The following is a 24956-nucleotide window of genomic DNA, read 5'->3' on the forward strand; positions in this document are numbered from 1 at the left end:
ACGATCTACGCGATTCGGTTGACAACACCCTTAAGGTTTGTTTCGGGACAATTCTTCTCGATCCGTGGACTTCTCCGGGGGCACCGTGAGTCAACACAAGGCAACGGAAGAACGCCGCTACCGCATGGAACTGGCGGTCGTCATCCTCATCGGCCTCGCGGTCGCGGCCGCCGCGGTCGCCGCGATCCTCGTCCTCAGCGGATCGCCGGGCGACGACCTGCAGGAGTTCGGCGGCCTGTCCGCCCACGTCGAGTAGACGTCGGCCTCACCACTCCGCGAAGCTCCCGTCGGCGTGCCGCCAGACCGGGCCGCGCCAGCGGTGCCCGACCTCGTCGGCGCGGCGGACGGCGGCCTCGTCGATGGCGATGCCGAGCCCGGGCGCCGTCGGCCGCTCGACGAACCCGTCGACGAAGCGGAAGACGGCCGGGTCGACGAGGTAGTCGAGCAGGTCGTTGCCGACGTTGTAGTGGATGCCGAGGCTCTGCTCCTGGATCAGGAAGTTCGGCGTCGCGAACGCCACCTGCAGGCTCGCGGCCAGCGCGATCGGGCCGAGCGGGCAATGCGGCGCCAGGGTCGCGCCGGTCACCTCGGCCTGCGCGGCGATGCGGCGGACCTCGGAGATGCCGCCGGCATGCGAGATGTCCGGCTGCACGACGCTGACGCCGGCGGCCAGCGGCGCGACGAACTCGGACCGGCCGAACAGCCGCTCGCCGGTCGCGATCGGCACCGAACTCGCCGCGACCACCGACGCCAGCTGCGCGCCCAGCTCCGGCAGCACCGGCTCCTCGACGAACAGCGGATGCAGCGGCGCCATCAGCGGCAGCAGCCGGCGCGCGTTGGCCGGCGAGACCCGGCCGTGGAAGTCGACGGCGACGTCGCGGTCCGGGCCGAGCACCTCGCGGGCCGCGGCCAGCCGGCGCAGCACGTCGTCGGTCTCGGCGGCGGTGGCGATCGGGCCGAGCGCCGCGCTGCCGTTCATCTTCACCGCGGTGAACCCCTCGGCCACCTTCGCCGCGATCGCGTCGGCGACCTCGGCCGGCTCGTCGCCGCCGACCCAGGTGTACATGCGGACGCGGTCGCGCACCGGCCCGCCGAGCAGCGCGTGCACCGGCGCGCCGTACACCTGGCCGGCGATGTCCCACAGCGCCTGGTCCAGCCCGGCGACGGCGCTGGAGAGCACCGGCCCGCCGCGGTAGAAGCCGCCCTTGGAGAGCACCTGCCAGTGGTCCTCGATCCGCAGCGGGTCCTGCCCGACGAGGTAGTCGGCCAACTCGTGGACGGCGGCGCGGACGGTGTCGGCGCGCCCCTCGACGACCGGCTCGCCCCAGCCGACGACCCCTTCGTCGGTGGCGACGCGGCAGAACAGCCAGCGCGGCGGGACCTGGAACGTCTCGATGGCGGTGATCTTCACTCGGGCTCCTTCCCGGACGTGATCGCCCGGACGTCGCGGTCGGCTCGCGCCAGCAGGTCGCGGACGGCGCGCTCGGCGGCGTCGGCGTCCCCACGCGTGACGGCGTCGAGGACGGCGCGGTGCGCGGGCACGCTGTCGTCGCGCCGGCTGTCGCCGTGCACCAGCAGGTCACGGGCGCGCAGGCCGGTCGCGATGACCTCCTCCAGCTGGCGCAGCAGCGCGTTGTGCGCGGCGGTCAGCAGCGCCCGGTGGAACGCGAGGTCGGCCGCGACGACGGCGTCGACCGTGGCGTCCGGATCGGCCATCCGCTCGACCGCGTCGCGCAACGCGGCGAGGTCGGCGTCCGTCCGCCGGGCCGCCGCCAGCCGGGCGCCGGCCGGCTCGACGATGTCGCGCACCTCGGCGAGGTCGGACAGGAACGCGTCGTCGGCGCGGTTCTGCGCCTGCCACCGCAGCACGTCGGCGTCGAGCAGCGCCCACTCCTCGCGCGGGCGGACGATGGTGCCGCGCTTCGGCCGCGCGTCGACCATGCCCTTGGCGGCCAGGACGCGCAGCGCCTCGCGGACGACCGTGCGGCTCACGCCCAGTTCGTTCTCGAGCTTGACCGGGTCGAGCGCGGCCCCCGGCGCGACATCGCCGCGGACGATCAGCTCGCCGAGGTGCGCGACGACCGCGCCGTGGATGCCGCGGAACACGCTCACGCCGACGGCCCCCGATCCACGGCCGTGCGGCGATCGTCGTCGCGGACGTTGTCGGCGCCCGCCCGTAGGGTGGGACTCCCTCCCAGCCGGGCGGGGACCGAACCCGGCCGAACCCGCGCCGAACTGGGCAGCACCGGCGCGAAGGCGGCGCTCATGCCGAGTCCGCCGTCACGCTCCAGCCGCCGTCGACGACCAGGCTGGCACCGCTGACGTAGGACGCGTCGCCGGAGCCGAGGAACGCCACCGCGGCGGCCACCTCGTCCGGCCGGCCGAACCGGGCCAGCGTGGTGGCGCGGATGCTCCGTTCACGGTCCGGCTCGCTGACGTCGTCCCAGGCGGGCGACATGATCGGGCCGGGGACGACGGTGTTGACCCGAACCTCCGGGCCGTAGTCGGCGGCCAGTTGCCGGCCGAGCGAGAGCAGCGCGCCCTTGGTCGCCGCGTAGGCGGGACGGCCGGGCAGCCCGCGCAGGGCGTGCACCGACGACGTGAGGACGATCGACCCTCGCGCGCGGCGCAGCAGCCCGGCCAGCGCGCGCACCGCCAGGAACGCCGCCGTGAGGTTGACGTCGAGCTGACGGTGCCAGTCGGCGACGGACAGGCGGTCGGCCGGCTCGACGACCGCGATGGCGGCGTTCGAGTGCAGCAGGTCCAGCCGGCCGGGACCGTCCTCCAGCTGCCGCGCGACGCGCGCCCACCCCTCCTCGGCCGCGACGTCGAGCGCTGCCGTCTCCGCGCCGCCGCCGAACCCCGTCGCCCGCGCGGCGTCGGTGGCCGCCTCGGCCGCGGGCCCCAGGGATGCCTCGTCGACGTCGGCCAGCAGGACGTGCGCACCCTCGGCGGCCAGCCGCTGCGCGGTCGCCGCGCCGATGCCGGACCCGGCGCCGGTGACCAGCGCCACCCGGCCGCGGTAGCGGGGCGCGAGGACGGTCTCGCTCGCAATCACGCACCGCAACCTACCATTCAGTCATCTTGTATGACTATTTACCTGCATCGAGCCTCGCAGCGCGTTGATCTTGGAGTATCGGCAGCATTGCCGGGCGAAATGCCGGATTGATTCCGCGCTTTCTCCAAGATCAACGCCGGGGAGCGGGGGCGGCGGCGGCCGCGGCGCGTTCACCCAGGGCCCGCACCGCGGACGCCAGCTCCGTCGGCGCGTGGACGGTGAACGCGCAGCCCAGCGCCACCAGCCGGGAGGCCAGCCACTCCATCGAGTCGTCGCGGCGGGCGTCCAGCCGGCAGTGTGCGTCGCCGTCCGCCACCACCTGACCGGGCTGATCACCGAGGCGGCCGGCGACCTCGCGCACCGGCGCGTCGAACGACACCACGACCCGCAGCTCGGGCGTGCCCCAATCGGTCCGCCGCCCCGCCACATACCCCGCCGCGTCGTCCGCCGGCAGCGTCCGCTGCTCGCGCACCCGGACCCCGGTCGGCTGGACGCGGGCGATCCGGTCGACCCGGAACGTCCGCCAGTCCGCACGGTCGACGTCCCAGGCGACGAGGTACCAGCGACGACCCGACGGCACCAGGGCGAGCGGCTCCACCAGCCGGCTCGAGCCCGTCTCGTCCCCAGAGGTGTAGCGGAACCGCGCCCGCTCGCGGTTGGCGGCGGCCGCGGCCAGCGCCGTCAGCACCTCCGGGTCGACCACCGGGCCGTCCGCCCCCACCGGCAGCGTCGCCGCCCCGATCGTCCGCACCCGGTGCCGCAACCGCGACGGCAGCACCTGCTCCAGCTTCCCCAGCGCCCGCACCGACGCCTCCTCGATGCCGGCGACGGCGGATCCGGCGGCCGCGCGCAGCCCCACCGCGATCGCCACCGCCTCGTCGTCGTCGAGCAGCAACGGCGGCAGCGCGGCGCCCGCCACCAGCCGGTAGCCGCCGGCCGAGCCCAGGGTCGCCTCGACCGGATAGCCGAGGTCGCGCAGCCGGTCGACGTCGCGGCGGACGGTGCGCGGGGTGACGCCCAGGCGCTGCGCCAGCTCGCTGCCGGGCCACTCGCGCGGGGTCTGCAACAGCGACAGCAGCGTGAGCAGCCGCCCAGGGGTATCGCTCATGGAAACCAGGATGCCGCAGAACTAGGACACAAACAGACCTAGATCCCTCCTAGCGTCAGCGGCATGACACCGTTCACCATCGACATCCCGCAGTCCGACCTCGACGACCTGCACGAGCGGCTGGCCCGCACCCGCTGGACGCCGCAGCTGCCCGGCGACGGGTGGGAGCGCGGCGTGCCCACCGACTGGCTGCGCGAGGTCGCCGAGTACTGGCGCACCGGCTACGACTGGCGCGAGCGCGAGGCCCGGCTCAACGCGTTCCCGCAGTTCATCGAGGAGATCGACGGGCTGGTGGTGCACTACCTGCACGTCCGCTCGCCGGAGCCGGACGCGCTGCCGCTGATCCTCGCGCACGGCTGGCCGAACTCGTTCGTCGAGTTCGCCCGGACGATCCCGCTGCTCACCGACCCGCGGGCGCACGGAGGCGACCCGGCGCAGGCGTTCCACGTCGTCGTCCCGTCCGTCCCCGGGTTCGGGTTCTCGGCCGGTCCGCGCACGACCGGGTTCGGCGTCCCGGACGTGGCGGGCAGGTTCGCGGCGCTCATGGAGCGGCTCGGCTACGACCGCTACGGGACGCAGGGCGGCGACCTCGGCGCGTACGTCGCACCGGAGCTGGCCCGGCGGCACCCGGACCGCGTCGTCGGCGTGCACATCGACGGCGGTTTCGGCTTCCCGACGGAGGACGACGTGCCCGGCATGACGGCGGACGAGCGGGCCGAGTGGGACCTCATGCAGCAGTGGATGTCCGGCGGCGTCGACCACCACGCGCTGCTGCGGGCCGCGCCGCAGACGTTCGGCCACGGCTGGCACGACTCCCCGGTGGCGCTGCTGGCCTGGCACGCGCACAAGTTCCAGGAGTTCTCCATGTCCGACCAGCCGCTGCTCGACGTCATCGACCGCGACGCGTTCCTCGACAACGTCAGCGTCTACTGGTTCACGAAGACCGCGGCGACGTCGTCGTGGCCCATGTACGAAGGGCTGGGCAGCGCCGGATTCGCGTGGCCGACGGGCCAGAAGGCGGTGCCGTCGGGCGTCTACGGCGGCGGCTCGGCGCTGATGCGGCGGCTGGCCGAGCGGGACAACACGATCGTGCACTGGCCCGAGGACAATCCGGGCCGCCACCACTTCATCGCGATGGAGCAGCCGGCGGGACACGTCGCCGACATCGCGGCGTTCTTCGCCAAGGTCCGGGATTCTCGGCGACTCTGACTACCCTCGGAACATGCGCCCCTACTCGCCCCGGCCCGGAGGTGTCGTCCTCGGCCTGCTGATGTTCGTGGCCGGCGCCCTCGGCACCTGGGCGAGCTGGCGGTGGTTCGTCGACACCGCCGTCGGGCAGCGCCTCGACCAGGTCGCGTTCCGCGGCTCCGGCATCGGCCGGTCCACGCTGTGGTCCGGCGCCGAGCGGGTGCTGGACATCGTGTCGGTGCCGTTCGTCGTGGTGGTGCTCGGCACCGTCGCACTGATCGCGCTCATGCGGCAGCGCTGGCTGCTGGCGTTGCAGGTCATCGTGCTGGTCGGCGGCGCCAACCTCACCACCCAGGTGCTCAAGCACGTGGTGCTGGACCGGCCGCGGCTGGCCGACGACACCGGCCCGCTGGGCAACTCGCTGCCCAGCGGGCACACGACGGTCGCCGCCAGCGTGGCGGCCGCGCTGGTGCTGGTGGTGCCGCGACGTGCTCGGCCGGCGGTCGCGGTCCTCGGTGCCGGGTACGCCGCCGTCACCGGCATCTCGACCATGGTCGGCGGCTGGCACCGGCCGTCCGACGTCATCGCCGCCATCACCGTCGTGCTGGCGTGGGCCGGCCTGACGACGGTGCTCACCGCGGTCAGCAGCCCCGAGCGGATGCCGTCGCCGCCGCCCGGCAATACTCCGACGGCCGTCGTCACCGGCCTGTTCGCCGTCGTGGCCGGCGTCACCGGCGTCATGGCCGTCTCGGCGCTGCAGCGCACCCGCGACGTGCTGAACACCGCGGGCGCCGTCACCGAGCGGTCCGACCTGGCGACGGCGTACGTCGGCGCCGCGCTCGGCGTGGTGGCCGTGACGGCGCTCGCGTACGCCGCGATCCTGGTCGCGCATCAGGCCGCCAGCCGTCCCGCGCAGGCTGCCCGGACGTCGTCGGCGCGATCCGTCTCGGCAGGCGTCTCCTAGGGTTTCGGTACTGTCGTGGCAGCGTGCCGGACGAGGGGGAACAGGTGTTCAACGCTGCCCGCCGAACTGATGGTCAAGAGTTGACATAGTCTTCCAAAGAGGGCTACACAACCGACCTCCAGAGCGGCAGACTGACGTAATGACCTCTCGTACACCGGCCGCGAGGCCTGTTTTTCCTTCGAGTCCGTTCCGCCCCATCGCTCCTCCCCCCGTCCAGAAGTTCTCCGTCGATGACCTGCTCACTCACGACCGCCACGGTCTCGGCCGCGTCGTCAGTGTCCCCGGCGACCACGAAGTTCACGTTGATTTCGGCACCGCGGTACGCCGCATCGCCCTGCCGAACCCGAAGGTCACCCGGCTCTGAGCCGTCGCCTTCTCGAAAATAGTCGCAAATCTCACCGAAACGTCTCGGCATCCGGCCGCCCGGCAGCGGGTTGTGTCAATATCCGCCATGCCGGCCGGCCGGGACGAGGCGCGCTCTTCACCGACGCCGCAGGCCGGTCAGCCGATCCGGGTTCCGGAACGCCAGCAGCCGCGCCACCTGGCCGTCCCTCGTCTCGATGAGACCGGCGACGTCCAGCCGGCCGTCCAGCCAGCCGATGACGCCCGGCTCGCCGTTCAGCTCGGCGTACTCGAACCGGTAGCCGGCTAGCTCGCTGCGGACCACCACGCCCGTGAGCAGCCGGGCCACCTTCTCCCGGCCGATGATCGGACGACGACCGGCCCGCGCCTTCCCGTCGGTGTCGTTCACCATGACGACGTCGGGCGCCAGCACCTCCATCAGCTCGGCCAGGTTCCCCTCCGAGGCGGCGCGCAGGAACCGCTCGGTGACCGCGCGGCGCTGCTCCGGGTCGGTGTCGAACCGCGGCCGTCGCGCCTGGACGTGCTCGCGGGCCCGGTGCGCGACCTGCCGCACCGACGCCTCGCTACGGTCCAGCGCCGACGCGATCTCCGTGTGCGCGAAACCGAACACCTCGCGCAGCACGAACACCGCCCGCTCGACCGGCGTCAGCGTCTCCAGGACGACGAGCATCGCCATCGACACGTCCTCGGCCAGCTCGATGCCGCCGGCCGCGTCGGGGCCGGTCACCAGCGGCTCCGGCAGCCACGGCCCGACGTAGGTCTCGCGCCGGGTGCGCAGCGCGCGCAGCCGGTTCAGCGCCAGCCGGGTCGCGATGCGGACGAGGTACGCCTTCGGCTCGAGGACGTCGGAGCGGTCGTCGGCGGACCACCGCAGCCAGGTGTCCTGCACGACGTCCTCGGCGTCGGCGACGCTGCCGAGCAGTTCGTACGCGACGGTGAACAGCAGCCCGCGGTGCCGCTGGAACGGGTCGTCGGTCATGGCGCCGGCGCCATCTCGTCGGTCACCTCCGGCGTGGTCGTCGCCTCCAACGCAGTGTAGAGGCCGGTGCGTGCGTGCCATGCCCATCAGACACGCACCGGGACGCGGATGTGACACGGCGCTGTGGCAGAGTCGCGCGTGATGTCCTTCACCTACGCCGAGGTCGGCGCCACCCGCGACGGCGGGCCGCTGCCGTCCGGCTATCACCACGCGCGCGTCCGCGAGCGCGTCGGCCACGGCCGGGCCGCCTTCACCGCCGTCGTCGAGGGCGTCGTGACGTTTCGCCTGCACCGCGGCGCCGGCCTGCGGGTGACGTCGTCCGCGCCGCGTGCCGCCGAAGGCGTCCGGGTCACCAGCACGATGGCCAGGCTGCTGCGCATCCCCTGCCAGGTGGTCTGGGTCGCCGACGACGAGCGCCGCGGCGGGTTCGGCTACGGCACACTGCCCGGCCACCCCGCGCGCGGCGAGGAGTCCTTCGTCGCCGAGCTCGACGACCACGACGACGTCTGGTTCACGGTGACGGCCTTCAGCCGGCCGGCCGCGTGGTACGCCCGGCTGGGCGGGCCGCTCACCCGCGCCGCCCAGGCCGTCGCCACCCGCCGCTATGTGACGGCCGCCCGCCGGCTAGCGGTCTCGGCGTCAGACGGCTGACCAGCGGCGACGAAACGGGCAACCGGCTAGAGGTTAGCCCGGAAGTTAGCCCTACCGGTTTCCGAGTGGTTGCGGCGCTCATCCTCAGGTGACATCCGAGCCCCGAGGAGGGCACCATGACAACCATGCTGGAGCAGCGCCGTGCGAGTGACGCCTGGACCGTCGACGACCTCGACCAGTTCCTCGAGAACGACGGCAACCGCTACGAGCTCGTCGACGGGACGCTCGTCGTGAGCCCTTCGCCCCGGCCGAAGCACCAGTGGATCAGCACCGAGCTCTACCGGGCGCTCGATCGAGCGTGTCCGGCCGAACTGAAGGTGTTCTACGCCCCGCTGGACTGGCAGCCGAACCAGCGCAACTCGCTGGAACCGGACCTCCTGGTCGTACCCAAGAAGGACGTCGGCGACGGGCCGCTCACCACGCCGCTGCGACTGGCCGTCGAGATTCTGTCGCCGAGTAGCCGGCTCTACGACACCAAGGTCAAGTTCGCGAAGTACGCCGAGGGCGGCGTGGCGTCCTACTGGATCGTCGACCCCGACGGCGGGCCGTCGATCGTCGCCTACGACCTCGTCGACGGCGACTACGTGGAGGTGGCCCGGGGCAGCGGCGACGACGAGGTACGGCTGGTGCTGCCGTACCCGGTGGCGGTCACGCCGTCGGCCCTCCTCGGCTGAGGCGCGTCCGCGCTGGTCCGGGTGTGTCCGCAGGGCGAGATGATCAGCGGGTGAACGTGACGTGGACCTCGACGATCCGTCCGGTATGGTGTAGGTATCGAAGTGAGATCGTGCTGTTCGCCGGCACGGGCTCGCCCTTCCGGCGGTCGACCACCGGACCGAAGGGTCCAACGACGCCGGGTTGGCGCCCGGAGTCCCAGACCAGTTCACATCACGGGTCCATTCGACGAGTGCCGTGGAGTCAGAACGCCGGCGGAGTCAAGCAGGATCCGCCGACCCGTCGGCCCATGGCAACGTTCGGGTACCGGTTGCGGCCCCGGCTCGCTGCGGAGGCCGGGGTCGCAACCTCCGATCCATCGGGCATCCTCGTACGCATGCCCGATCGCGTGCTCACCGTCTCACCGGTTCGGCTCGAGACCTGGCTGGCCGGCTTCGCCCGGCGCCACGGCGCCACCACCCACCGGGCCGGGCCCGACGCCGTCGTGGTCGAGGCGGCGGACGGGGCGGTGGCGAGCTGCGCGGTCCCGTTCCCGCCGTTGCGGCCGGACGACGCCGCGCCGTACGGCGGGCTGCCGGCACACGCACTGCTCGACCGCCGGGTCGGGGTGCTGCTGGTCCGCCGGGGCGGCTACGCGGCCGGCGTCTTCGCGGGCGCCACGCTGGTGACGTCGAAGGTGGGGTCGCGACACGTGCAGGGCCGGACGGCGGCCGGCGGGCAGTCGCAGCAGCGGTTCGCCCGGCGCCGCGAGAAGCAGGCCCGCGAGGCGTTCGAGGCCGCCGCCGACGTCGCGGCCCGGGTGCTGCTGCCGCACGCGGCCGAGCTGGACGCCGTCGTCACCGGTGGCGACCGTGCCGCCGTCGACCACGTGCTCGCCGACCGCCGGCTGACGGCGCTCGCGCAGCTGCGCGAGCGGTCCGCGGGGCTGCCGCACCTCGCCCTCCCGGACCCGAAGCGGGCCGTCCTGGAGGCGACGCCGGCCACCTTCCGGGCGATCCGGATCACCCTCACGGAGCCGGAGGTCACACCGTGATCAGGCCAACACACCGAGTCCGGACCGTCGGTGGTCGCGCCCGAGGGGCAGGCGTAGGTTAGCAAGTGACAGGTCCCGGGCCTGACGATGTCGTCGAGAGGAAGCTCAAAAGCCATGGCCGACTATTCTCTGCCGGATCTCCCCTACGACTACGGTGCGCTCGAGCCGCACATCGCCGGTCAGATCATGGAGCTCCACCACTCCAAGCATCACCAGGCGTACGTCGCCGGCACGAACACCGCCCTCGAGCAGCTCGAGGAGGCGCGCGCCACGAACAAACTCGGCACCGTCAACCAGCTGCAGAAGAACCTGGCGTTCAACCTCGCCGGCCACGTCAACCACACCGTGTTCTGGAACAACCTGTCGCCCGAGGGCGGCGACCGGCCCGACGGCGACCTCGGTGCCGCGGTCGACGAGTTCTTCGGCTCCTTCGACGGCTTCCGCGCGCACTACACGGCGGCCGCGCTGGGCATCCAGGGCTCCGGCTGGTCCATCCTGGCGTGGGAGAGCCTCGGTCAGCGGCTGGTCATCGAGCAGCTCTACGACCACCAGGGCAACCTCGCCGCCGGCACCGTCCCGCTGCTCATGCTCGACATGTGGGAGCACGCGTTCTACCTGCAGTACAAGAACGTGAAGCCCGACTACGTGGCGGCGTTCTGGAACATCGTCAACTGGCCGGACGTCGCCACGCGGTTCGAGGCGGCCCGGTCGAAGACCTCGGGGCTCCTGACGCCCTGATCCGCTCGTGAGGGCGCCGGCAGCCGGCCGGCGCCCTCGACCGTCCGGAGGCCAGCGTGTTCAAACCGCCGCCACAGCCGAGTCGACGCGGCACCGCCGTCCGCATCGCCCTCGTCGCGCTGTGTGCCGGCTACGCGTCCGTGCTCGCCGGACTCCTGCTCGGCCGCTGAGCCCGGCCGCCTGTGTGCGGCCTCACATCCGGCCCCCGTCACGCTCGCGGGCCCCCGCTCGGTCGTCTTGGTGTCACGCTCATCGACACCGAGAGGACCACCATGACGCAACGCCTGAGCTTCCCCGCCACGACCCCCGCGGGCTACCGGGCCGTCTACGCCCTGTCCGACTACGTCAAGGCCAACGTCGACCACCGGCTCATGTGGCTGGTCGAGTTGCGCGCCTCGATCATCAACGGCTGCTCGTTCTGCGTCGACATGCACAGCCGTGACGCGCTGGCCGACGGCGAGGACGCCCGGCGGCTGTTCGCCGTCGGCGCCTGGGAGGACGCGCCGTTCTTCGACGAGCGGGAGCGGGCGGCGCTGGCGCTCACCGACGCCGTCACCCGGCTGGCCGACGACGGCGGCGTGTCCGACGACGTGTGGGACACGGCCGCGAAGCACTTCTCCGAGAAGGAACTGGCCGACCTCCTGCTGACGATCGCGACCATCAACGTGTGGAACCGCATCAACGTCCCCACCAGAACACCCCCGCCGGCAACGGCCTGAGGACCAGCGGCGGCCAGGGGGCGACCGGAATGTACCGTCAGCGACATGATCGCCTCGCTTGCCCGACGCGCCCTGTACGCCCTCGCCACCAGCACGGAGGTCGAGTCGGCGGTTCGCGCGATCCCGCCGGTCCAGGACCTCGCCTACAACGCCGCCCGCCGCTACGTCGCCGGGGCGACGCTGGACGAGGCGCTGGAGACCGTGCGCCGGCTGACCGGCGACGGCCTGGGGGTCAGCCTCGACCTGTTCGGTGAGGGCGCCGCCGACGAGGAGGCGCTGGCCGCGACGGTGCGCGGCTACCGCGAGGCGGCGGCCGCGCTGGCTGGCCTGGGCGGCGACGTGAGCCTGGAGATCGTGCCGTCGCACCTGGGGCTGGACCTCGGGCTGGACGTCTGCCGCCGGCACGTCGAGCAGCTGGTCGAGCTGCTGCCGGCGAACTCGCGGCTGGAGATCAGCGCCGAGGAGAGCCACCGCACGCCGCGCATCATGGACCTCACCGTCGCGCTGGCCGAGGCGGGCGCGCCGGTGCTGGCGACCGTCCAGGCGAACCTGCGCCGCAGTCCCGGCGACGTCGACCGGCTGCTCGCCGCCGGGGTCCCGGTGCGACTGGCCAAGGGCGCCTACCTCGAGTCCGCCGAGGTCGCGCACGCGTGGGGCGAGGCGGCCAGCGTCGCGTTCGTCCGGCTGGCCCACCAGTTGCACGCCGCCGGTTCGGTGCCGGTGCTGGCGACCCACGACCGCGTGCTGCGCGAGGCGCTGCTGGAGGCGCTACCCGGCGCCGGGGTCGAGCTGCTGCTGGGTGTCCGCGAGGACGACGCCCGCGAGCTGGCCGCCCGCGGCGTCCCCGTCCGCATCTACGCGCCGTACGGCGACCGCTGGTTCCGTTACTGGATGCGCCGGGTGGCCGAGGCGCAGGGCGCCTGACTCACGCCGCCTGCAGGGTGCGGGTCTCGAACAGCCGGTCCGCCACGCGCTGACCGTCGCGCACGAACGCGACGAGGTAGGCGCGCAGCTCGCCGACGAACTCGGCGACGGCGTCGGGGCCGAAGCCGGCGATGCCGGCCAGCGCGACGACGTCGGCGGTCTCGGCGTCGACGACGGCTTGGGTCATCCGCTCCGGGTCGTGACCGCAGGCGATCGTCAGGCTGCGGATGGTCTCGCCGCGCTCGAGGGCGGCCGCCAGGGCCGCGGGGGTGACGCCGAGGATGTGTGCCGCCGTCGGGATCGCGTACATGGCCGTCTCCATCGTCTGGGGGTTCGAGTCCGTTCGTGCTAGTGATCCTTCCGGTCCTTCCTGAGAACATCCGGAGACGGTCCTGAGAAACGGGTATGAGTCGGCGCCTCCCGGGTACATGCTGGTCCTTGACGAGCAGCCCACCGAAGGAGCGGCGACGATGCTCGACGAGGCCGGCACCAGGACCATCGACGACGCCCTGCTCACCCGCATCGACGCGTGGTGGCGGGCGGCCAACTACCTCTCCGTCGGGCAGATCTACCTGCTGGACAACCCGTTGCTGCGCGAGCCGCTGCGCGCCGAGCACGTCAAGCCACGACTGCTCGGCCACTGGGGCACCTCACCCGGCCAGAACTTCCTGTACGCGCACCTCAACCGCGCGATCGTGCAGCGCGACCTCGACATGATCTACCTGTCCGGGCCCGGCCACGGCGGCCCGTCACTGGTGTCGGCGGCGTGGCTCGACGGCACGTACAGCGAGGTCTACTCCAACGTCGGCGACGACGAGCAGGGCCTGCGCGAGCTGTTCCGCCAGTTCTCCTTCCCCGGCGGCATCCCCAGCCACATCGCGCCCGAGACGCCGGGCTCGATCCACGAGGGCGGCGAGCTGGGCTACGTGCTGTCGCACGCCTACGGCGCCGCGTTCGACAACCCCGGCCTGACGGTGGCGGCCTGCATCGGCGACGGCGAAGCCGAGACCGGCCCGCTGGCCACCGCCTGGCACAGCAACAAGTTCCTCAACCCGGCGACGGACGGCGCGGTGCTGCCGATCCTGCACCTCAACGGGTACAAGATCGCCAACCCGGCGGTGCTGGCCCGCATCCCCCGCGGTGAGCTGGAGGCGCTGCTGACTGGCTACGGCTACACGCCGTACTGGTTCGAGGGCGGCTTCGACGACGAGGACCACCTGTCCGTGCACCGCCGCTTCGCCACGCTGCTGGACGAGGTGCTCGACCACGTCGCGACGATCCAGCGCGACGCGCGCGAGGGCGGCGCGGCGGGCCGGCCGGCCTGGCCCGCCGTCGTGTTCAAGACGCCGAAGGGCTGGACCGGCCCGCGTGAGGTCGACGGCCATCTGGTCGAGAACACCTACCGGGCGCACCAGGTGCCGATGAACGCCGTCCGCGGCAACGAGGCGTACACCCGGCTGCTGGAGCAGTGGATGCGCTCGTACCGGCCCGGGGAACTGTTCGACGACGACGGCCGGCTCCGCGCCGACCTGCGCGAGCTGTCGCCGTCCGGGCCGCGGCGGATGAGCGCGAACCCGCACGCGAACGGCGGCGTGCTCACCCGCGACCTGCGGCTGCCGGACTTCCGCGACTACGCGGTCGACGTGCCGGTGCCGGGCGGCGCGGTCGCCGAGCCGACGAGGGTGCTGGGTGGGTGGCTGGCCGGAATCGTCCGGGAGAACCCCTCGAACTTCCTCATCATGGGGCCGGACGAGACGGCGTCGAACCGGCTCGGGGCGGCCGTCGACGTCGCCGGCAAGCGCTGGCTGGGCGAGACGCTGCCGACGGACGACTCGCTGTCGCCGACCGGCCGGGTGCTGGAGATGCTGTCCGAGCACCAGTGCCAGGGCTGGCTCGAGGGCTACCTGCTGACCGGCCGGCATGGGCTGTTCAACTGCTACGAGGCGTTCATCCACATCATCGACGCGATGTTCAACCAGCACGCGAAGTGGCTGAAGGTGACTCGCGAGATCCCGTGGCGGGCGCCCATCCCGTCGCTGAACTACCTGCTGTCGTCGCACGTGTGGCGGCAGGACCACAACGGCTTCTCGCACCAGGACCCCGGCTTCATCGACCACGTGGTGAACAAGAAGGCCGACGTCATCCGGGTGTACCTGCCGCCGGACGCGAACACGCTGCTGTCCACGTACGACCACTGCCTGAAGAGCCGCGACTACGTCAACGTCGTCGTCGCCGGCAAGCAGCCCGGCCCGCAGTGGCTGACCATGGACGAGGCGGTCGCCCACTGCACGCGCGGCATCGGCATCTGGGAGTGGGCCAGCACCGACGGCGGCGAGGGCGAGCCGGACATCGTCCTGGCCTGCGCCGGCGACGTCCCCACCGTCGAGACGCTGGCCGCCGTCGACCTCATCCGCCGGCACCTGCCGCAGCTGCGGGTGCGGGTCATCAACGTGGTCGACCTCATGCGGCTGCAGGACGAGGGCGAGCACCCGCACGGGCTGAGCGACCGCGAGTTCGACGCGCTGTTCACCACGGACAAGCCGGTGGTGTTCGCGTACCACGGCTACCCGTGGCTGATCCACCGGCTGACCTACCGGCGCACCAACCACGACAACATCCACGTCCGCGGCTACAAGGAGGAGGGCACCACCACGACGCCGTTCGACATGGTGATGCTCAACGACCTCGACCGCTACCACCTGGTCATGGACGTCATCGACCGCGTGCCCGGGCTGGCCGCCGAGCAGGCCGTGCTGCGGCAGCGGATGGCCGACGCCCGGCTGCGGGCCCGGCAGTACACCCGCGAGCACGGCACCGACCTCCCCGAGGTGGCCGAGTGGGCCTGGCCCGACGCGCGCGCCCGCGGGCTGCCGGCGCGCACGGGCGACGACACCGCCGCCGACTTCGAGGCCGCGCCCGGGCCGGTGCAAGGCGAACGCACGGACGGCTGACGGCGTCCGGCTGTCGGTGCGGCGGGGCAGAATGCCGCCATGGCGATGACCGTCCGGGCGCTGGGCCGCGCCACGCTGGCCCGGCAGCTGCTGCTGGAGCGCGCGTCGCTCGACGTCGTCGACGCCGTCGGGCGGCTGGTCGCGTTGCAGGCGCAGCACCCGGCGTCGCCGTACCTGGCGCTGTGGAACCGGCTCGACGGCTTCGACCCGGCCGACCTCGACGCCGCGTTCGCCGAGCGCACGCTGGTCAAGGCGACGCTGATGCGCATCACCCTGCACGCCGTGCCCGCCGCCGACTACCCGCGCTGGCAGCAGGCCATGCAGCCGACGCTGCGGGCGTCGCGGCTCAACGACCGCCGGTTCCGGGTCACCGGGCTGGGCCACGCCGACGCCGAGGCGGCCATCCCGGCGCTGCTCGACTACCTCGACACGCCCCGCAGCGGGCCCGACTGCGAGGCCTGGCTCACCGAGCGGCACGGCGCGCCGATGAAGGGGCTGTGGTGGGCGTTGCGGCAGTTCGCGCCCGTGCAGCACGCGCCCACCGGCCCGCCGTGGTCGTTCGGCCTCCGCCCGGCCCACGTCGCGGCCGCCGACCCGCCCGGCATCGCCGACGACGACACCGCCGCGGCCGCGCTGGCGGCACTGTTCCGCCGCTACGTCGCCGCCTTCGGGCCGGTGTCCATGCCCGACTTCGCCCAGTTCGCCATGCTCTACCGCGCACCGGCCCGGGCCGCCGTCGACGCCGTCGCCGATGAGCTGACCCGGCTCGACGGCCCCGGCGGCACGGTGCTCTACGACCTCCCCGGCGCGCCGCGGCCGGACGAGGACGTCCCGGCGCCGCCGCGGCTGCTGGCCATGTGGGACAGCGTGCTGCTCGTGCACGCCGATCGCGGCCGCGTCATCCCACCCGAGTTCCGCAAACTGATCACCCGCAGCAACGGCGACACCCTGCCCACGCTGCTGGTCGACGGCTTCGTCGCGGGCGTGTGGCGGCCGGTCGACGACGGCATCGAGGCCACGGCGTTCCGGCCGCTCTCAGCCGCCGAGTGGGACGGCCTGGCGAAGGAAGCCGCCGCGCTGTCCGCGCTGCTCGCCGAGCGCGACCCGACGGTGTACCGCCGCTACGACCGCTGGTGGGCCGGGCTGCCGGCGGCGGAGGTCCGGGTGCTTCCCCGCTGATGTGACCGGAACCACCATCCCGGCCGCCGAGTTTCCCGTACTACAAGCAGGTACCCGCACTGCATGGAGGTCGACCGGATGTCTCTGCTCACCCGCCGCCGCGTGGTCATCGGCGTCGGCTCGCTGGCCGCCCTCGTGCTGATCGTCATCGGCGGCACCTACCTCTACGTCAACGTCATCAGCGGCGACGCGCCCGAACCGCTGGCCCTGGAGACGTCGCCGCCGCCCGCCACCGGCGCCACCGGCGACCTCGACGGAGCGTGGACGGTGGCCGGCGGGTCCGAGGCCGGCTACCGGGTCGACGAGGTGCTCAACGGCCAGGACAACACCGTCGTCGGCCGCACCAGCGACGTCACCGGCCAGGTCACCGTGGCCGGTGACGAGGTGACGGAGGGCGAGGTCACCGTCGACATGACCACCGTGACGACCGACAGCGGCAGCCGCGACGGCCAGTTCCGCGGCCCGATCATGGAGACCGACCAGTTCCCGACGTCGACGTTCACGCTGACGTCGCCGGTGCCGCTGACCGGGCTCGACACCGGCGGCCCGGTCAGCGTCACGGCGACCGGCGACCTGACGGTGCGCGACGTCACCCACTCGATCGAGATCCAGCTGGACCTGCAGCGCTCCGGCGACGGCGTCCAGGTGGCCGGCTCCGGCGAGATCCAGTTCTCCGACTTCGAGGTCAGCCCGCCGGACCTCGGCTTCGTCAAGGTCGAGGACCACGGCACGGTCGAGTTCCTGCTGACGCTCGGCCGCGGCTGACGCCGGGTCAGCGCGGGGCGGCCGGTGGCTCCGGCTGGTCGCCCTCGCCCGGCTCGGCCTCCGGCGGGGCCGGGAGCGGCGTGGTCGGCTGCACCGGCGCGGCGGCCTCCGGCGCCGTTCCCGCCGGAGGACCGGGCGGCGGCGGGGGGACCGGACCGGCCGTCGCCGTCTCGGCGGGCGGGGCCTGGTCGCGGTTGCGGGACAGGAAGAACAGCAGTCCGGCGAGGCCCAGCACCACGGCCACGACGAGGATCCAGATCCACACCGGGATACCGTCGCCGCCACCGCCGCCGCCGGAGTCGGCGGACCGGGCGCTGATCTCGTTGGTCTCGCCCGCGACCGGGGACCAGGTGACGGTGGTGCCGTCGAGCTCGCCGTTGTGCTCGGTGACCTCGCCCGGGAAGGTGATGGCGACGCGCAGCTCCATGGTGTCCATCAGCCCGCTCATGTCGCCGAACGGCATCTCCTCGCTGTCGAACTCCTCCGCCATGGCCTCGGGGTCCATGTCGGTCAGGTCGAGATTGCCGCCGACGACGATCTCGTCGCCCTCGTGGGCGATGCTGAACGTCCCGTCCTGGGCGAACTCCGACAGCGGCACGTCCTCGAAGACGTAGCGCTGGCCGATGAAGTCGTCGTCCTCGTAGTCCTCGGCCTCGGCGCCCTCGGGGAGGTCGTCGATCCCACCGCTGAGCAGGTCTTCCGGGTCTTCGCCCATCGACTCGGCCATCGCGGACACGTCGCGGCTGATGGCGAAGACCATCTCGCCGTCGACGGTGTCGTCGGAGGACACGTCGAGCTGCATATCGATCTTGAAGCACCCGGTGAGCAGCAGCGCCGTGGCCGCCACCGCCAGGGCGCGCACAGGTCGCGTTCGATTCATGGGGCGCAGCCTGGCACAACGATCCGGCTACCGTGAAGGGGTGCGCATCGTCTCATTGCTCCCGTCCACGACGGAGATCCTGTTCGCGCTCGGCGCCGGCAACGACGTCGTCGGCGTGACGTTCGAGTGCGACTACCCGGCCGTGGCCCGGTCCAGACGCATCGTCTCGACCAGCACCCTGCCCGAGGGCATCGGCCCGGCCGAGATCGACCGGCTGGTGGCGCAGCGCATGGCGGCCGGCGAGGACCTCTACCTCCTGGACGAGGGCGCGCTGGCCGGGCTGGACGCGGATCTCGTCGTCACCCAGGACCTCTGTGCGGTGTGTGCCGTCGACGTCAGTGAGGTGCACGACGCGCTGACGCACCTGGGCTGCACGGCCGACGTGCTGACGATCGACCCGCAGGATCTCGGCGAGGTGCTGGAGTCGGTCCGGCGCATCGGCGCCGCGGTCGGCGCACGGGAGCGGGCCGACGAGCTGGTCCGGGACCTGACCGGGCGACCCGACGTCGTCCGGTCGAAGGTCGCGGGGCGGACACCGGTGCCGGCGATGGTGCTGGAGTGGACCGATCCGCCGTTCGCGCCGGGCCACTGGGTCCCGGACATGGTGACGGCGGCGGGTGGCACGTCGGTGCTGGGCACGGCCGGCGAACGCTCGTACCGCATCGACGCCGCGACACTGGCCGGCTGCGGCGCCGACGTCATCGTCTGCGCGCCGTGCGGCTACGGCCTGGACGAGTCCGCGCGGCTGGCCGCCGAGCTGGTCGCCGGTGGCGGGCTGCCGGCCGTGCCGGTGTGGGCGGTCGACGCGAACGCCTCGTTCGCCCGCCCCGGACCCCGCCTCGTCGACGGTGTCGAGGCACTGGCGGCCATCCTGCATCCCGGCGCCGCCGGCGAGCCGGCCCCGGCGCTGGCCCGGCGTATCGCTTGACGCGCCGTCAGGCGGCGGCGCGCAGGAGGTCCAGCGCCTGGTCGGCGTGCTTCTCCATGGCCAGCTCGCTGCGGACGACGCCCAGCACGCGAGCGTCGGCGCCGATGACGAAGGTCTGGCGCTTCACCGGTAGCGCGCCCAGCCGCCGCTTGACGCCGAACTGGGCGGCGACCGTGCGCTCGGGGTCGCTGAGCAGCGGGTACCCGAGGTCGTTGCCGGCGGCGAAGGCCTGCTGCTTCTCGACCGCGTCGGCGCTGATGCCGACCGGCTGGGCGCCGGCGGCGGCGAACTCGGCGGCGAGGTCGCGGAAGTGGCAGGCCTCGGCCGTGCAGCCGCGGCTCATCGCGGCGGGATAGAAGAACAGCACCACGGGGCCGGCGGCCAGCAGCTCGCTGAGCCGGCGCGGGGTGCCGGACTGGTCGGGGAGAACGAAGTCGTGGACGGGGTCACCGACATCCATGCCGTCATCCTGCCATCGCCGACGATCAGGCCGTGAGCGCCGCCGCGATCAGCAGGACGGCCGACGCCGTCAGCACCGCGATGCTCGCCACCGCGGGCACCGCCACCACCCCGCCGGACGCCTCGAAGCGGCGCGCCTCCCAGCGCTGCCGCACCGCCAGCAGGGCCGGCGCCGGACGCCGTCCGGCCAGGGCGACGGCGTCGCGCTCCAGCACGCCGCCGGGCGTGACGTGACGGTCGTAGAGCGCGGACATCGACGCGGGACCGGGCGCCGCGGCGGCGCGGCAGTCGACGTCGCCGGCGCGCAGCCGCAGCGACCAGCCGAAGCTGGCGTCGTCGAGCGCCGACCAGCCGATGCGCACGTTCCGCAGCGGGTTGCGGACGGTGACCGCGGCGTCGTCGATGACCACCGCCGGCCGCCAGCACACCACCCAGAGCAGCCCGCTCGCCGCCGCCGCGAACAGCAGCCCGGAGCCGCCCGGCGGCCACGCCGCCACCAGCCATCCGAGCACGGCGGCCCAGCCGGCCACGGCCACGGCGCGACCCAGCGCGTGCCTGAGCACCACCGGGTTGGTCACGGGTCGATCATGGCACATGACCTGGTGCAACCGTTCTGACCGACCGATGCGTCATCCTCTATGTGCGTCGGTGATACAGGATGGTGGTACGGATGCGGCTGCGGGCGGGTGCGGCATTCCTCCTCGTGCTGCTCACCTGCTGCGGTGGCCCGTCCGGCACCGCCGACGGACCGTCCGGCACGAAGACCGGAGCGGCGCCCGCCGCGACCCGCGTCTGCGACCTGCTCGACCCGGACGAGGTGCGCTCGATCTACGCCGGCATGCGCATCAGCCTGACGGACTATGCGGGCCCCGTCGGTGACCCGTCGTTCGACAGCTGCCAGATCACCGTCGACCACGGCACCACCACCAGCCCGCTGATCCCGTTCCAGCTCCAGGTCTCCATCGACCCCGTCTCGCCCGCCGACTACCAGGAGCTGCTGGACCGGTACGTCGCCGACGGCATGGGCTCCAGCACGCCGGTCCCCGGCCTGGGCGAGGCGGCGCACGTCGTCGGGGCCGGCCACCTGCAGGTCTACGACGACGGCAAGGTGCTGCGGGTCCAGGGCGGCGGCGACGAGAACGCCATCCGGCTGGCCGAGCTGGTGCTGCCGCGGCTGCCGGAGCTGGCACCGGCGCCCGAGGTGGGCACCGAGCCCGCCTGCGACGTCGTCACCGCGCAGGCCGAGGCGGTGCTGGGCGCGCCGGCGGAGGAGCGGCGCGACCGTCAAACGGTCGACGAGCTGCGCTGCGAGTGGGCCGCTGGGCACGAGGTCGTGTCCGTGACCGTCCGCGGCTACGGCGACGAGGTGGGCCGCATGTGGGCGGCCGAACTACCGGGCGCCGAGACGATCGACGTCGGCGGGCTGCGCGACAACGGCGTGTACCTGCCCACCGGCGGCGTCTACTGCTGGATGGGCGTCCAGCAGGTCGGCATGTACGTCCGGCATCGTCCGCACGACCCCGACGACGACCGCGACCTGCTGGTCGGGCTGGCCGCCGCGTTTGCGCCGAAGCTCCTCGACCTCGCGCCCCGGGTGGCCCCGCCCGAGGCGGGGCACTGAACCAGCGGCGAGCCGGGATCAGCGCGGCAGGTGCGCCTCGATCGCGGCCACGAGCTCGTCGGACTCGGGCTCGACCCGCGGGCGGAACCGGCCGAGCACGTCGCCGTCGGCGGAGACCAGGAACTTCTCGAAGTTCCACTGGACGTCGCCGGCCTCGCCGCCGGCGTCGGCGACCTGGGTCAGCGCGGCGTAGAGCGGCTGCTGCCCCGGCCCGTTGACGTCGGCCTTCTCGTACAGCGGGAACGTCACGCCGTAGGTGGTGGAGCAGAACTCCTGGATCTCGTCGGCGGTGCCGGGCTCCTGGCCGCCGAACTGGTTGCACGGGAAGCCGAGCACGGTGAAGCCGCGTCCGGCGTAGCGCTCCTGCAGCCGCTCGAGGCCCTCGTACTGCGGGGTCAGGCCGCACTTCGACGCGACGTTGACCAGCAGCAGGAGGTTCCCGCGGTGGTCGGCGAGCGAACCGCCGGCGCCGTCGATGGTGTGCAGCGGAATGTCGTACAGGCTGGTCACGCGGGCTCCTCACGCCTGGCTGATGTGTCCCCTCGGAAGACAACCACACGGCCGGCGCCGTTCTTCCGGCGCCTACTCTGACGGCATGGAGATCAGGGACGCCCGGGCCGAGGACTGGCCGGCCATCTGGCCGATCCTGCGGCAGATCGTCGCGGCCGGCGAGACCTACACACTGCCGCGCGACCTCGACGCGGAGCTGGGGCGGCGGATCTGGCTGCTGGAGCCGCCGGACCGCACCGTCGTCGCCGTCGACGAGGACGGGACGGTGCTCGGCTCGGCGAAGATGAACCGCAACCACATGGGCCCGGCGTCGCACGTCGCCAGCGCCAGCTTCATCGTCGCGCCGGAGCACGCCGGCCAGGGCGTCGGGCGGGCGCTGGGCGAGTACGTCATCGACTGGGCCCGCGGCGCCGGGTACCGCGCGATGCAGTTCAACGCGGTGGTCGAGACCAACACCCGCGCGGTCGCGCTGTGGCGCTCGCTCGGGTTCGAGGTCATCGGGACGCTACCGGAGGGCTTCCAGCACCCCGTGCACGGCTACGTCGGGTTGCACATCATGCACCGGCGGCTGTGACGGCGGACGGTTCCAGGTCGCGGCGGCGCAGGTCGCTGAGCCAGGCGTCGACCCGCGCGATGTCGGGGCCGGGCGACAGGTGCGACGCGGCGGCGGCCTCGTCCAGCTGCTGCTGCAACTCGACGCGGTAGGCGTCGGCCTGGTCCCACGGCAGGGCGCCGGAGCGGACGGCGGCCAGCCGGTCGAGATGTTCCTCGGCCGGGACGCCGACGTCGCCGGTGCGCAGCAGCGCCTGCCCGTCGACCAGCAGCCGCAGCAGGTCGGCCGCGGCCGCCGCCTGCTCGTCGTCCGGGTCGTCGTCGCCGGCCAGCCGGGTGAAGCCGGCCAGCACGTGGTCGGCGTAGGCGGCGGAGATGGTCTGCGACAGGAACGCCGGACGCAGGTCGAGCAGCTCGCGGCCGAGGTCGCTGACCCACACCCGGCGCGGCGACCACAACAGCTCCAGGCAGATCGGGTCGGCGTCGAGGGCCAGCCGGCAGAACTGCTCGACCTCCCACGACAGCCACGACGCCCCCGGCCCGACGACCTGCTCGGGCGGCTTGCGCAGCGACCAGAACGCGGCCGTGGGCGCCTGGTAGATGGCGCGCACCGTCAGTTCGGCGCCGGGATCGGCGGGCACGTGGCCGACGACGGCCGCGAACAGCGTGCGCGCGACGACGAGGTCGTCGGGCGCGCCGGAGCGGACCGGCTCGGGCAGCTCGGACGGCGGGTCGGCGAGCGTGCTGAGCTGCTCGGGCGCGACCTCGACCAGCCGGCCGCCGGCCAGCGCGACGGTGTACGTGCCGCCGGCCTCGCGGACGACGCGTCCGGCGAGGCCGCGGCCGGTCCCCGGCGCGGCGGCGTCGGCCGGGGTGCCGTGCACGACGACCTGCGTGCCGACCGGGACTCGCGCAGGGGCGCTCAGGCGAGACATGCCGCCCATTCTCGCCCGCGACCCGGCCGCCCGTCCGACGATCCATCGGGTTTCAACCGTTTGGACCGGATCATTTTTGATCGGCAGGTACTCGCGCCGCCGGTAGGTTGAGCGTATGAGCGAGCAGCAGTGGAACGCGGTCGACCGCTACATCGGCGAACACCTGCTCGGCCCCGACCCCGTCCTCGACGACGCGCTGCGCGACAGCGACGCCGCCGGGCTGCCGGCCATCAACGTCGCACCCAACCAGGGCAAGTTCCTGCAGCTGTTGACGTTGATCGCGGGGGCGCGGCGGGTGCTCGAGATCGGGACGCTCGGCGGCTACAGCACCATCTGGCTGGCCCGGGCGCTGCCCGCCGACGGCCGGCTGGTCACGCTCGAGGCCGACCCCACTCACGCCGAGGTGGCGACGGCCAACCTGCGCCGCGCCGGGTTGCTCGACCGCGTCGACGTGCGGGTCGGCCCGGCGCTGGACACCCTCCCGCAGCTGCAGGGGCCGTTCGATCTCGTCTTCATCGACGCCGACAAGCCGTCCAACCGCGACTACGTCGGCTGGGCGCTGCGGCTCTCCCGGCGCGGCACCGTCATCGTCGTCGACAACGTCGTGCGCGGCGGGCGGGTCATCGACGCCACCACCGGCGACGCGGCGGTCGACGGCACCCGGCGGCTGTTCGAGTACGTCGCCACCGAGCCGCGGCTCTCCGCGACCGCCGTCCAGACCGTCGGCGGCAAGGGCTACGACGGCTTCCTGCTCGCCGTGGTGACCGCCGATGTCTGAGGGTCACGCCGAGCGGAGGAACCGCTCACCCATGTCGCGCAGGTAGCCACGCAGTTCGGCCGGCTCGACGACGTCGAAGTCGGCGGCGATCGAGCCGAGCATGAGGGCCGGCCAGTCCAGCGTGTCGACGTTCATGCTGAGCCGGCAGGACGCCGGGCCGGTCGGCTGGACCGTCCCCCAGGTCGACACCTGCTTCTCCACGTCCGCGACCGGCGCCTGGACGTCGACGACGACGCGGTAGCGGGTCGGCACCGCGGCCAGCCGCTCGTGTACGAACGTCGCGGCGTCGGCGGCCGGCAGTTCGCGCGGACGGAACCGGGCGCCGGTCGCGACCGGCTCGGTCAGGCGGTCGACCCGGAAGGTGCGCCAGTCGTGCCGCTCGACGTCCCACGCCACGAGGTACCAGCGGCGCCCACGCGACACCAGCCGGTACGGCTCGACCAGCCGGCCGGTCGCGGCGCCGTCGCGTGACAGGTACCGGAATCGCAGCCGCTCGTCGTCGCGGCAGGCCTGCGCGATGACGGTGAGCGCGTTCGAGTCGACCCGCGGCCCATCGCCGGGGATCGACGGGACGGTGTACGTGTGCAGCGCGTCGACCCGGCGGCGCAGCCGCGGCGGCAGCACCTGCACCACCTTGGCCAGCGCCCGCACCGACGTCTCCTCGATGCCGCCGACGCCGCCGCCCGCGGCCGTGCGCAGGCTGACCGCGATGGCCACCGCCTCCTCGTCGTCCAGCAGCAGCGGCGGCAGCGCGGCGCCGGCCTGCAGCTGGTAGCCGCCGGCCACACCACGCGCCGCGTCGACCGGGTAGCCGAGCTCGCGCAGCCGGTCGACGTCGCGGCGCAGCGTGCGCGGGCTGACCCCGAGCCGGTCCGCCAGCTCCTCCCCCGGCCAGTAGCGATGCGTCTGCAGCAGCGACAGCAGCCGCAGCATCCGGGCACTCGTGTTCGCCATGTCTCCAGGGTCCTCGCTATTGAGGTCAGAAAGTGGCCGGAATGGAT

The 24956-nt window shown here is 73.2% G+C and carries 28 protein-coding genes; 16 read left to right on the plus strand and 12 right to left on the minus strand.

Annotated features, from left to right (window positions below; genetic code table 11):
* The first annotated feature begins 124 nt into the window (after nt 1-124).
* A complete protein-coding gene (locus ACW62_RS36270) occupies nt 125-256 on the plus strand; it encodes a hypothetical protein (protein ID WP_276202965.1) in 132 nt (43 codons plus the stop codon).
* A 9-nt stretch (nt 257-265) separates the two neighbouring features.
* Here ACW62_RS36270 and dgoD read toward each other — a convergent pair whose 3' ends face one another.
* From dgoD to ACW62_RS23450, 4 genes are all read right to left on the minus strand, one after another.
* The gene (gene dgoD, locus ACW62_RS23435) at nt 266-1411 is read right to left on the minus strand and encodes a galactonate dehydratase (protein WP_053206519.1); all 1146 of its coding nucleotides are present in this window, start codon (nt 1409-1411) and stop codon (nt 266-268) included.
* On the minus strand, nt 1408-2112 hold the full coding sequence (locus tag ACW62_RS23440; RefSeq protein WP_053206520.1) for a FadR/GntR family transcriptional regulator: 705 nt from the start codon (nt 2110-2112) through the stop codon (nt 1408-1410). Before ACW62_RS23440 ends, dgoD begins: the two co-directional genes overlap by 4 nt.
* A 151-nt stretch (nt 2113-2263) precedes the next feature.
* The gene (locus ACW62_RS23445; RefSeq protein ID WP_240477396.1) at nt 2264-3058 is read right to left on the minus strand and encodes an SDR family NAD(P)-dependent oxidoreductase; all 795 of its coding nucleotides are present in this window, start codon (nt 3056-3058) and stop codon (nt 2264-2266) included.
* 130 nt (nt 3059-3188) lie between these two features.
* Nucleotides 3189-4166 carry a helix-turn-helix transcriptional regulator gene (locus ACW62_RS23450; protein WP_053206521.1) on the minus strand — a complete coding sequence of 326 codons (978 nt, stop codon included), beginning with the start codon at nt 4164-4166 and terminating at the stop codon, nt 3189-3191.
* A 63-nt stretch (nt 4167-4229) separates the two neighbouring features.
* Between ACW62_RS23450 and ACW62_RS23455 the strand changes: the two genes are divergently transcribed.
* A complete protein-coding gene (locus tag ACW62_RS23455; protein ID WP_053206522.1) occupies nt 4230-5375 on the plus strand; it encodes an epoxide hydrolase family protein in 1146 nt (381 codons plus the stop codon).
* Nucleotides 5376-5388: 13 nt separating this feature from the next.
* The gene (locus tag ACW62_RS23460; RefSeq protein ID WP_053206523.1) at nt 5389-6318 is read left to right on the plus strand and encodes a phosphatase PAP2 family protein; all 930 of its coding nucleotides are present in this window, start codon (nt 5389-5391) and stop codon (nt 6316-6318) included.
* Nucleotides 6319-6799: 481 nt separating this feature from the next.
* On the opposite strand, the gene ACW62_RS23465 is transcribed toward ACW62_RS23460, so the two are convergent.
* Complete coding sequence (locus ACW62_RS23465) at nt 6800-7660, minus strand: RNA polymerase sigma-70 factor (RefSeq protein ID WP_053206524.1); 861 nt, start codon at nt 7658-7660, stop codon at nt 6800-6802.
* A gap of 141 nt (nt 7661-7801) precedes the next feature.
* Between ACW62_RS23465 and ACW62_RS23470 the strand changes: the two genes are divergently transcribed.
* The 6 genes from ACW62_RS23470 (at nt 7802) to ACW62_RS23495 (ending at nt 12397) form a co-directional block, all read left to right on the plus strand.
* The gene (locus ACW62_RS23470; protein WP_053206525.1) at nt 7802-8311 is read left to right on the plus strand and encodes a DUF1990 family protein; all 510 of its coding nucleotides are present in this window, start codon (nt 7802-7804) and stop codon (nt 8309-8311) included.
* A gap of 116 nt (nt 8312-8427) precedes the next feature.
* Nucleotides 8428-8985: a Uma2 family endonuclease gene (locus ACW62_RS23475; protein ID WP_083460079.1), complete on the plus strand. Its 558-nt coding sequence runs from the start codon at nt 8428-8430 to the stop codon at nt 8983-8985.
* Nucleotides 8986-9359: 374 nt separating this feature from the next.
* Nucleotides 9360-10016: an acVLRF1 family peptidyl-tRNA hydrolase gene (locus ACW62_RS23480; RefSeq protein WP_053206527.1), complete on the plus strand. Its 657-nt coding sequence runs from the start codon at nt 9360-9362 to the stop codon at nt 10014-10016.
* Nucleotides 10017-10130: 114 nt separating this feature from the next.
* On the plus strand, nt 10131-10754 hold the full coding sequence (locus ACW62_RS23485) for a superoxide dismutase (RefSeq protein WP_053206528.1): 624 nt from the start codon (nt 10131-10133) through the stop codon (nt 10752-10754).
* Between the two features lie 272 nt (nt 10755-11026).
* The gene (locus tag ACW62_RS23490; protein WP_053206529.1) at nt 11027-11473 is read left to right on the plus strand and encodes a carboxymuconolactone decarboxylase family protein; all 447 of its coding nucleotides are present in this window, start codon (nt 11027-11029) and stop codon (nt 11471-11473) included.
* A 45-nt stretch (nt 11474-11518) separates the two neighbouring features.
* On the plus strand, nt 11519-12397 hold the full coding sequence (locus tag ACW62_RS23495; protein ID WP_053206530.1) for a proline dehydrogenase family protein: 879 nt from the start codon (nt 11519-11521) through the stop codon (nt 12395-12397).
* Between the two features lies 1 nt (nt 12398).
* Here ACW62_RS23495 and ACW62_RS23500 read toward each other — a convergent pair whose 3' ends face one another.
* Nucleotides 12399-12707 (minus strand): hypothetical protein, encoded by a 309-nt coding sequence (locus ACW62_RS23500; protein WP_157574935.1) that lies wholly within the window; start codon nt 12705-12707, stop codon nt 12399-12401.
* A gap of 160 nt (nt 12708-12867) precedes the next feature.
* On the opposite strand from ACW62_RS23500, the gene ACW62_RS23505 reads away from it, so the two are divergent.
* The 3 genes from ACW62_RS23505 to ACW62_RS23515 all read left to right on the plus strand — a co-directional run bounded on the left by ACW62_RS23505 (nt 12868) and on the right by ACW62_RS23515 (nt 17292).
* A complete protein-coding gene (locus ACW62_RS23505) occupies nt 12868-15348 on the plus strand; it encodes a phosphoketolase family protein (protein WP_083460091.1) in 2481 nt (826 codons plus the stop codon).
* Nucleotides 15349-15387: 39 nt separating this feature from the next.
* A complete protein-coding gene (locus tag ACW62_RS23510; RefSeq protein ID WP_053206532.1) occupies nt 15388-16527 on the plus strand; it encodes a winged helix DNA-binding domain-containing protein in 1140 nt (379 codons plus the stop codon).
* Between the two features lie 78 nt (nt 16528-16605).
* Nucleotides 16606-17292 carry a YceI family protein gene (locus ACW62_RS23515; RefSeq protein WP_169792114.1) on the plus strand — a complete coding sequence of 229 codons (687 nt, stop codon included), beginning with the start codon at nt 16606-16608 and terminating at the stop codon, nt 17290-17292.
* Nucleotides 17293-17299: 7 nt separating this feature from the next.
* Here the strand turns inward: ACW62_RS23515 and ACW62_RS23520 are convergent, their stop codons facing one another.
* Nucleotides 17300-18172 (minus strand): LppM family (lipo)protein, encoded by an 873-nt coding sequence (locus ACW62_RS23520; protein WP_157574936.1) that lies wholly within the window; start codon nt 18170-18172, stop codon nt 17300-17302.
* Nucleotides 18173-18212: 40 nt separating this feature from the next.
* Here ACW62_RS23520 and ACW62_RS23525 point away from each other — a divergent pair, with 40 nt between their 5' ends.
* Nucleotides 18213-19100: an ABC transporter substrate-binding protein gene (locus ACW62_RS23525; RefSeq protein WP_053206535.1), complete on the plus strand. Its 888-nt coding sequence runs from the start codon at nt 18213-18215 to the stop codon at nt 19098-19100.
* Nucleotides 19101-19107: 7 nt separating this feature from the next.
* Here the strand turns inward: ACW62_RS23525 and ACW62_RS23530 are convergent, their stop codons facing one another.
* A complete protein-coding gene (locus ACW62_RS23530) occupies nt 19108-19560 on the minus strand; it encodes a peroxiredoxin (protein ID WP_053206536.1) in 453 nt (150 codons plus the stop codon).
* 25 nt (nt 19561-19585) lie between these two features.
* The gene (locus ACW62_RS23535; RefSeq protein WP_053206537.1) at nt 19586-20137 is read right to left on the minus strand and encodes a PH domain-containing protein; all 552 of its coding nucleotides are present in this window, start codon (nt 20135-20137) and stop codon (nt 19586-19588) included.
* Nucleotides 20138-20229: 92 nt separating this feature from the next.
* Here ACW62_RS23535 and ACW62_RS23540 point away from each other — a divergent pair, with 92 nt between their 5' ends.
* Nucleotides 20230-21180, plus strand: a complete 951-nt coding sequence (locus tag ACW62_RS23540; RefSeq protein ID WP_053206538.1) for a hypothetical protein — start codon at nt 20230-20232, stop codon at nt 21178-21180.
* An 18-nt stretch (nt 21181-21198) separates the two neighbouring features.
* Here the strand turns inward: ACW62_RS23540 and ACW62_RS23545 are convergent, their stop codons facing one another.
* Nucleotides 21199-21690 carry a glutathione peroxidase gene (locus tag ACW62_RS23545; RefSeq protein ID WP_053206539.1) on the minus strand — a complete coding sequence of 164 codons (492 nt, stop codon included), beginning with the start codon at nt 21688-21690 and terminating at the stop codon, nt 21199-21201.
* Nucleotides 21691-21775: 85 nt separating this feature from the next.
* Here ACW62_RS23545 and ACW62_RS23550 point away from each other — a divergent pair, with 85 nt between their 5' ends.
* Complete coding sequence (locus tag ACW62_RS23550; protein ID WP_053206540.1) at nt 21776-22264, plus strand: GNAT family N-acetyltransferase; 489 nt, start codon at nt 21776-21778, stop codon at nt 22262-22264.
* Here ACW62_RS23550 and ACW62_RS23555 read toward each other — a convergent pair.
* Complete coding sequence (locus ACW62_RS23555) at nt 22245-23177, minus strand: DNA polymerase beta superfamily protein (protein ID WP_157574937.1); 933 nt, start codon at nt 23175-23177, stop codon at nt 22245-22247. The two genes, ACW62_RS23550 and ACW62_RS23555, sit on opposite strands and share 20 nt — an antisense overlap.
* Before the next feature lie 115 nt (nt 23178-23292).
* Here ACW62_RS23555 and ACW62_RS23560 point away from each other — a divergent pair, with 115 nt between their 5' ends.
* Nucleotides 23293-23955, plus strand: coding sequence for an O-methyltransferase (locus tag ACW62_RS23560; RefSeq protein WP_053206542.1), 663 nt, complete (start codon nt 23293-23295; stop codon nt 23953-23955).
* 3 nt (nt 23956-23958) lie between these two features.
* On the opposite strand, the gene ACW62_RS23565 is transcribed toward ACW62_RS23560, so the two are convergent.
* The gene (locus tag ACW62_RS23565) at nt 23959-24909 is read right to left on the minus strand and encodes a helix-turn-helix transcriptional regulator (RefSeq protein ID WP_083460081.1); all 951 of its coding nucleotides are present in this window, start codon (nt 24907-24909) and stop codon (nt 23959-23961) included.
* Between the last annotated feature and the right edge of the window lie 47 nt (nt 24910-24956).

Origin of the sequence: Jiangella muralis, from assembly GCF_001270745.1 — a bacterium.
Lineage (GTDB): Bacteria > Actinomycetota > Actinomycetes > Jiangellales > Jiangellaceae > Jiangella > Jiangella muralis.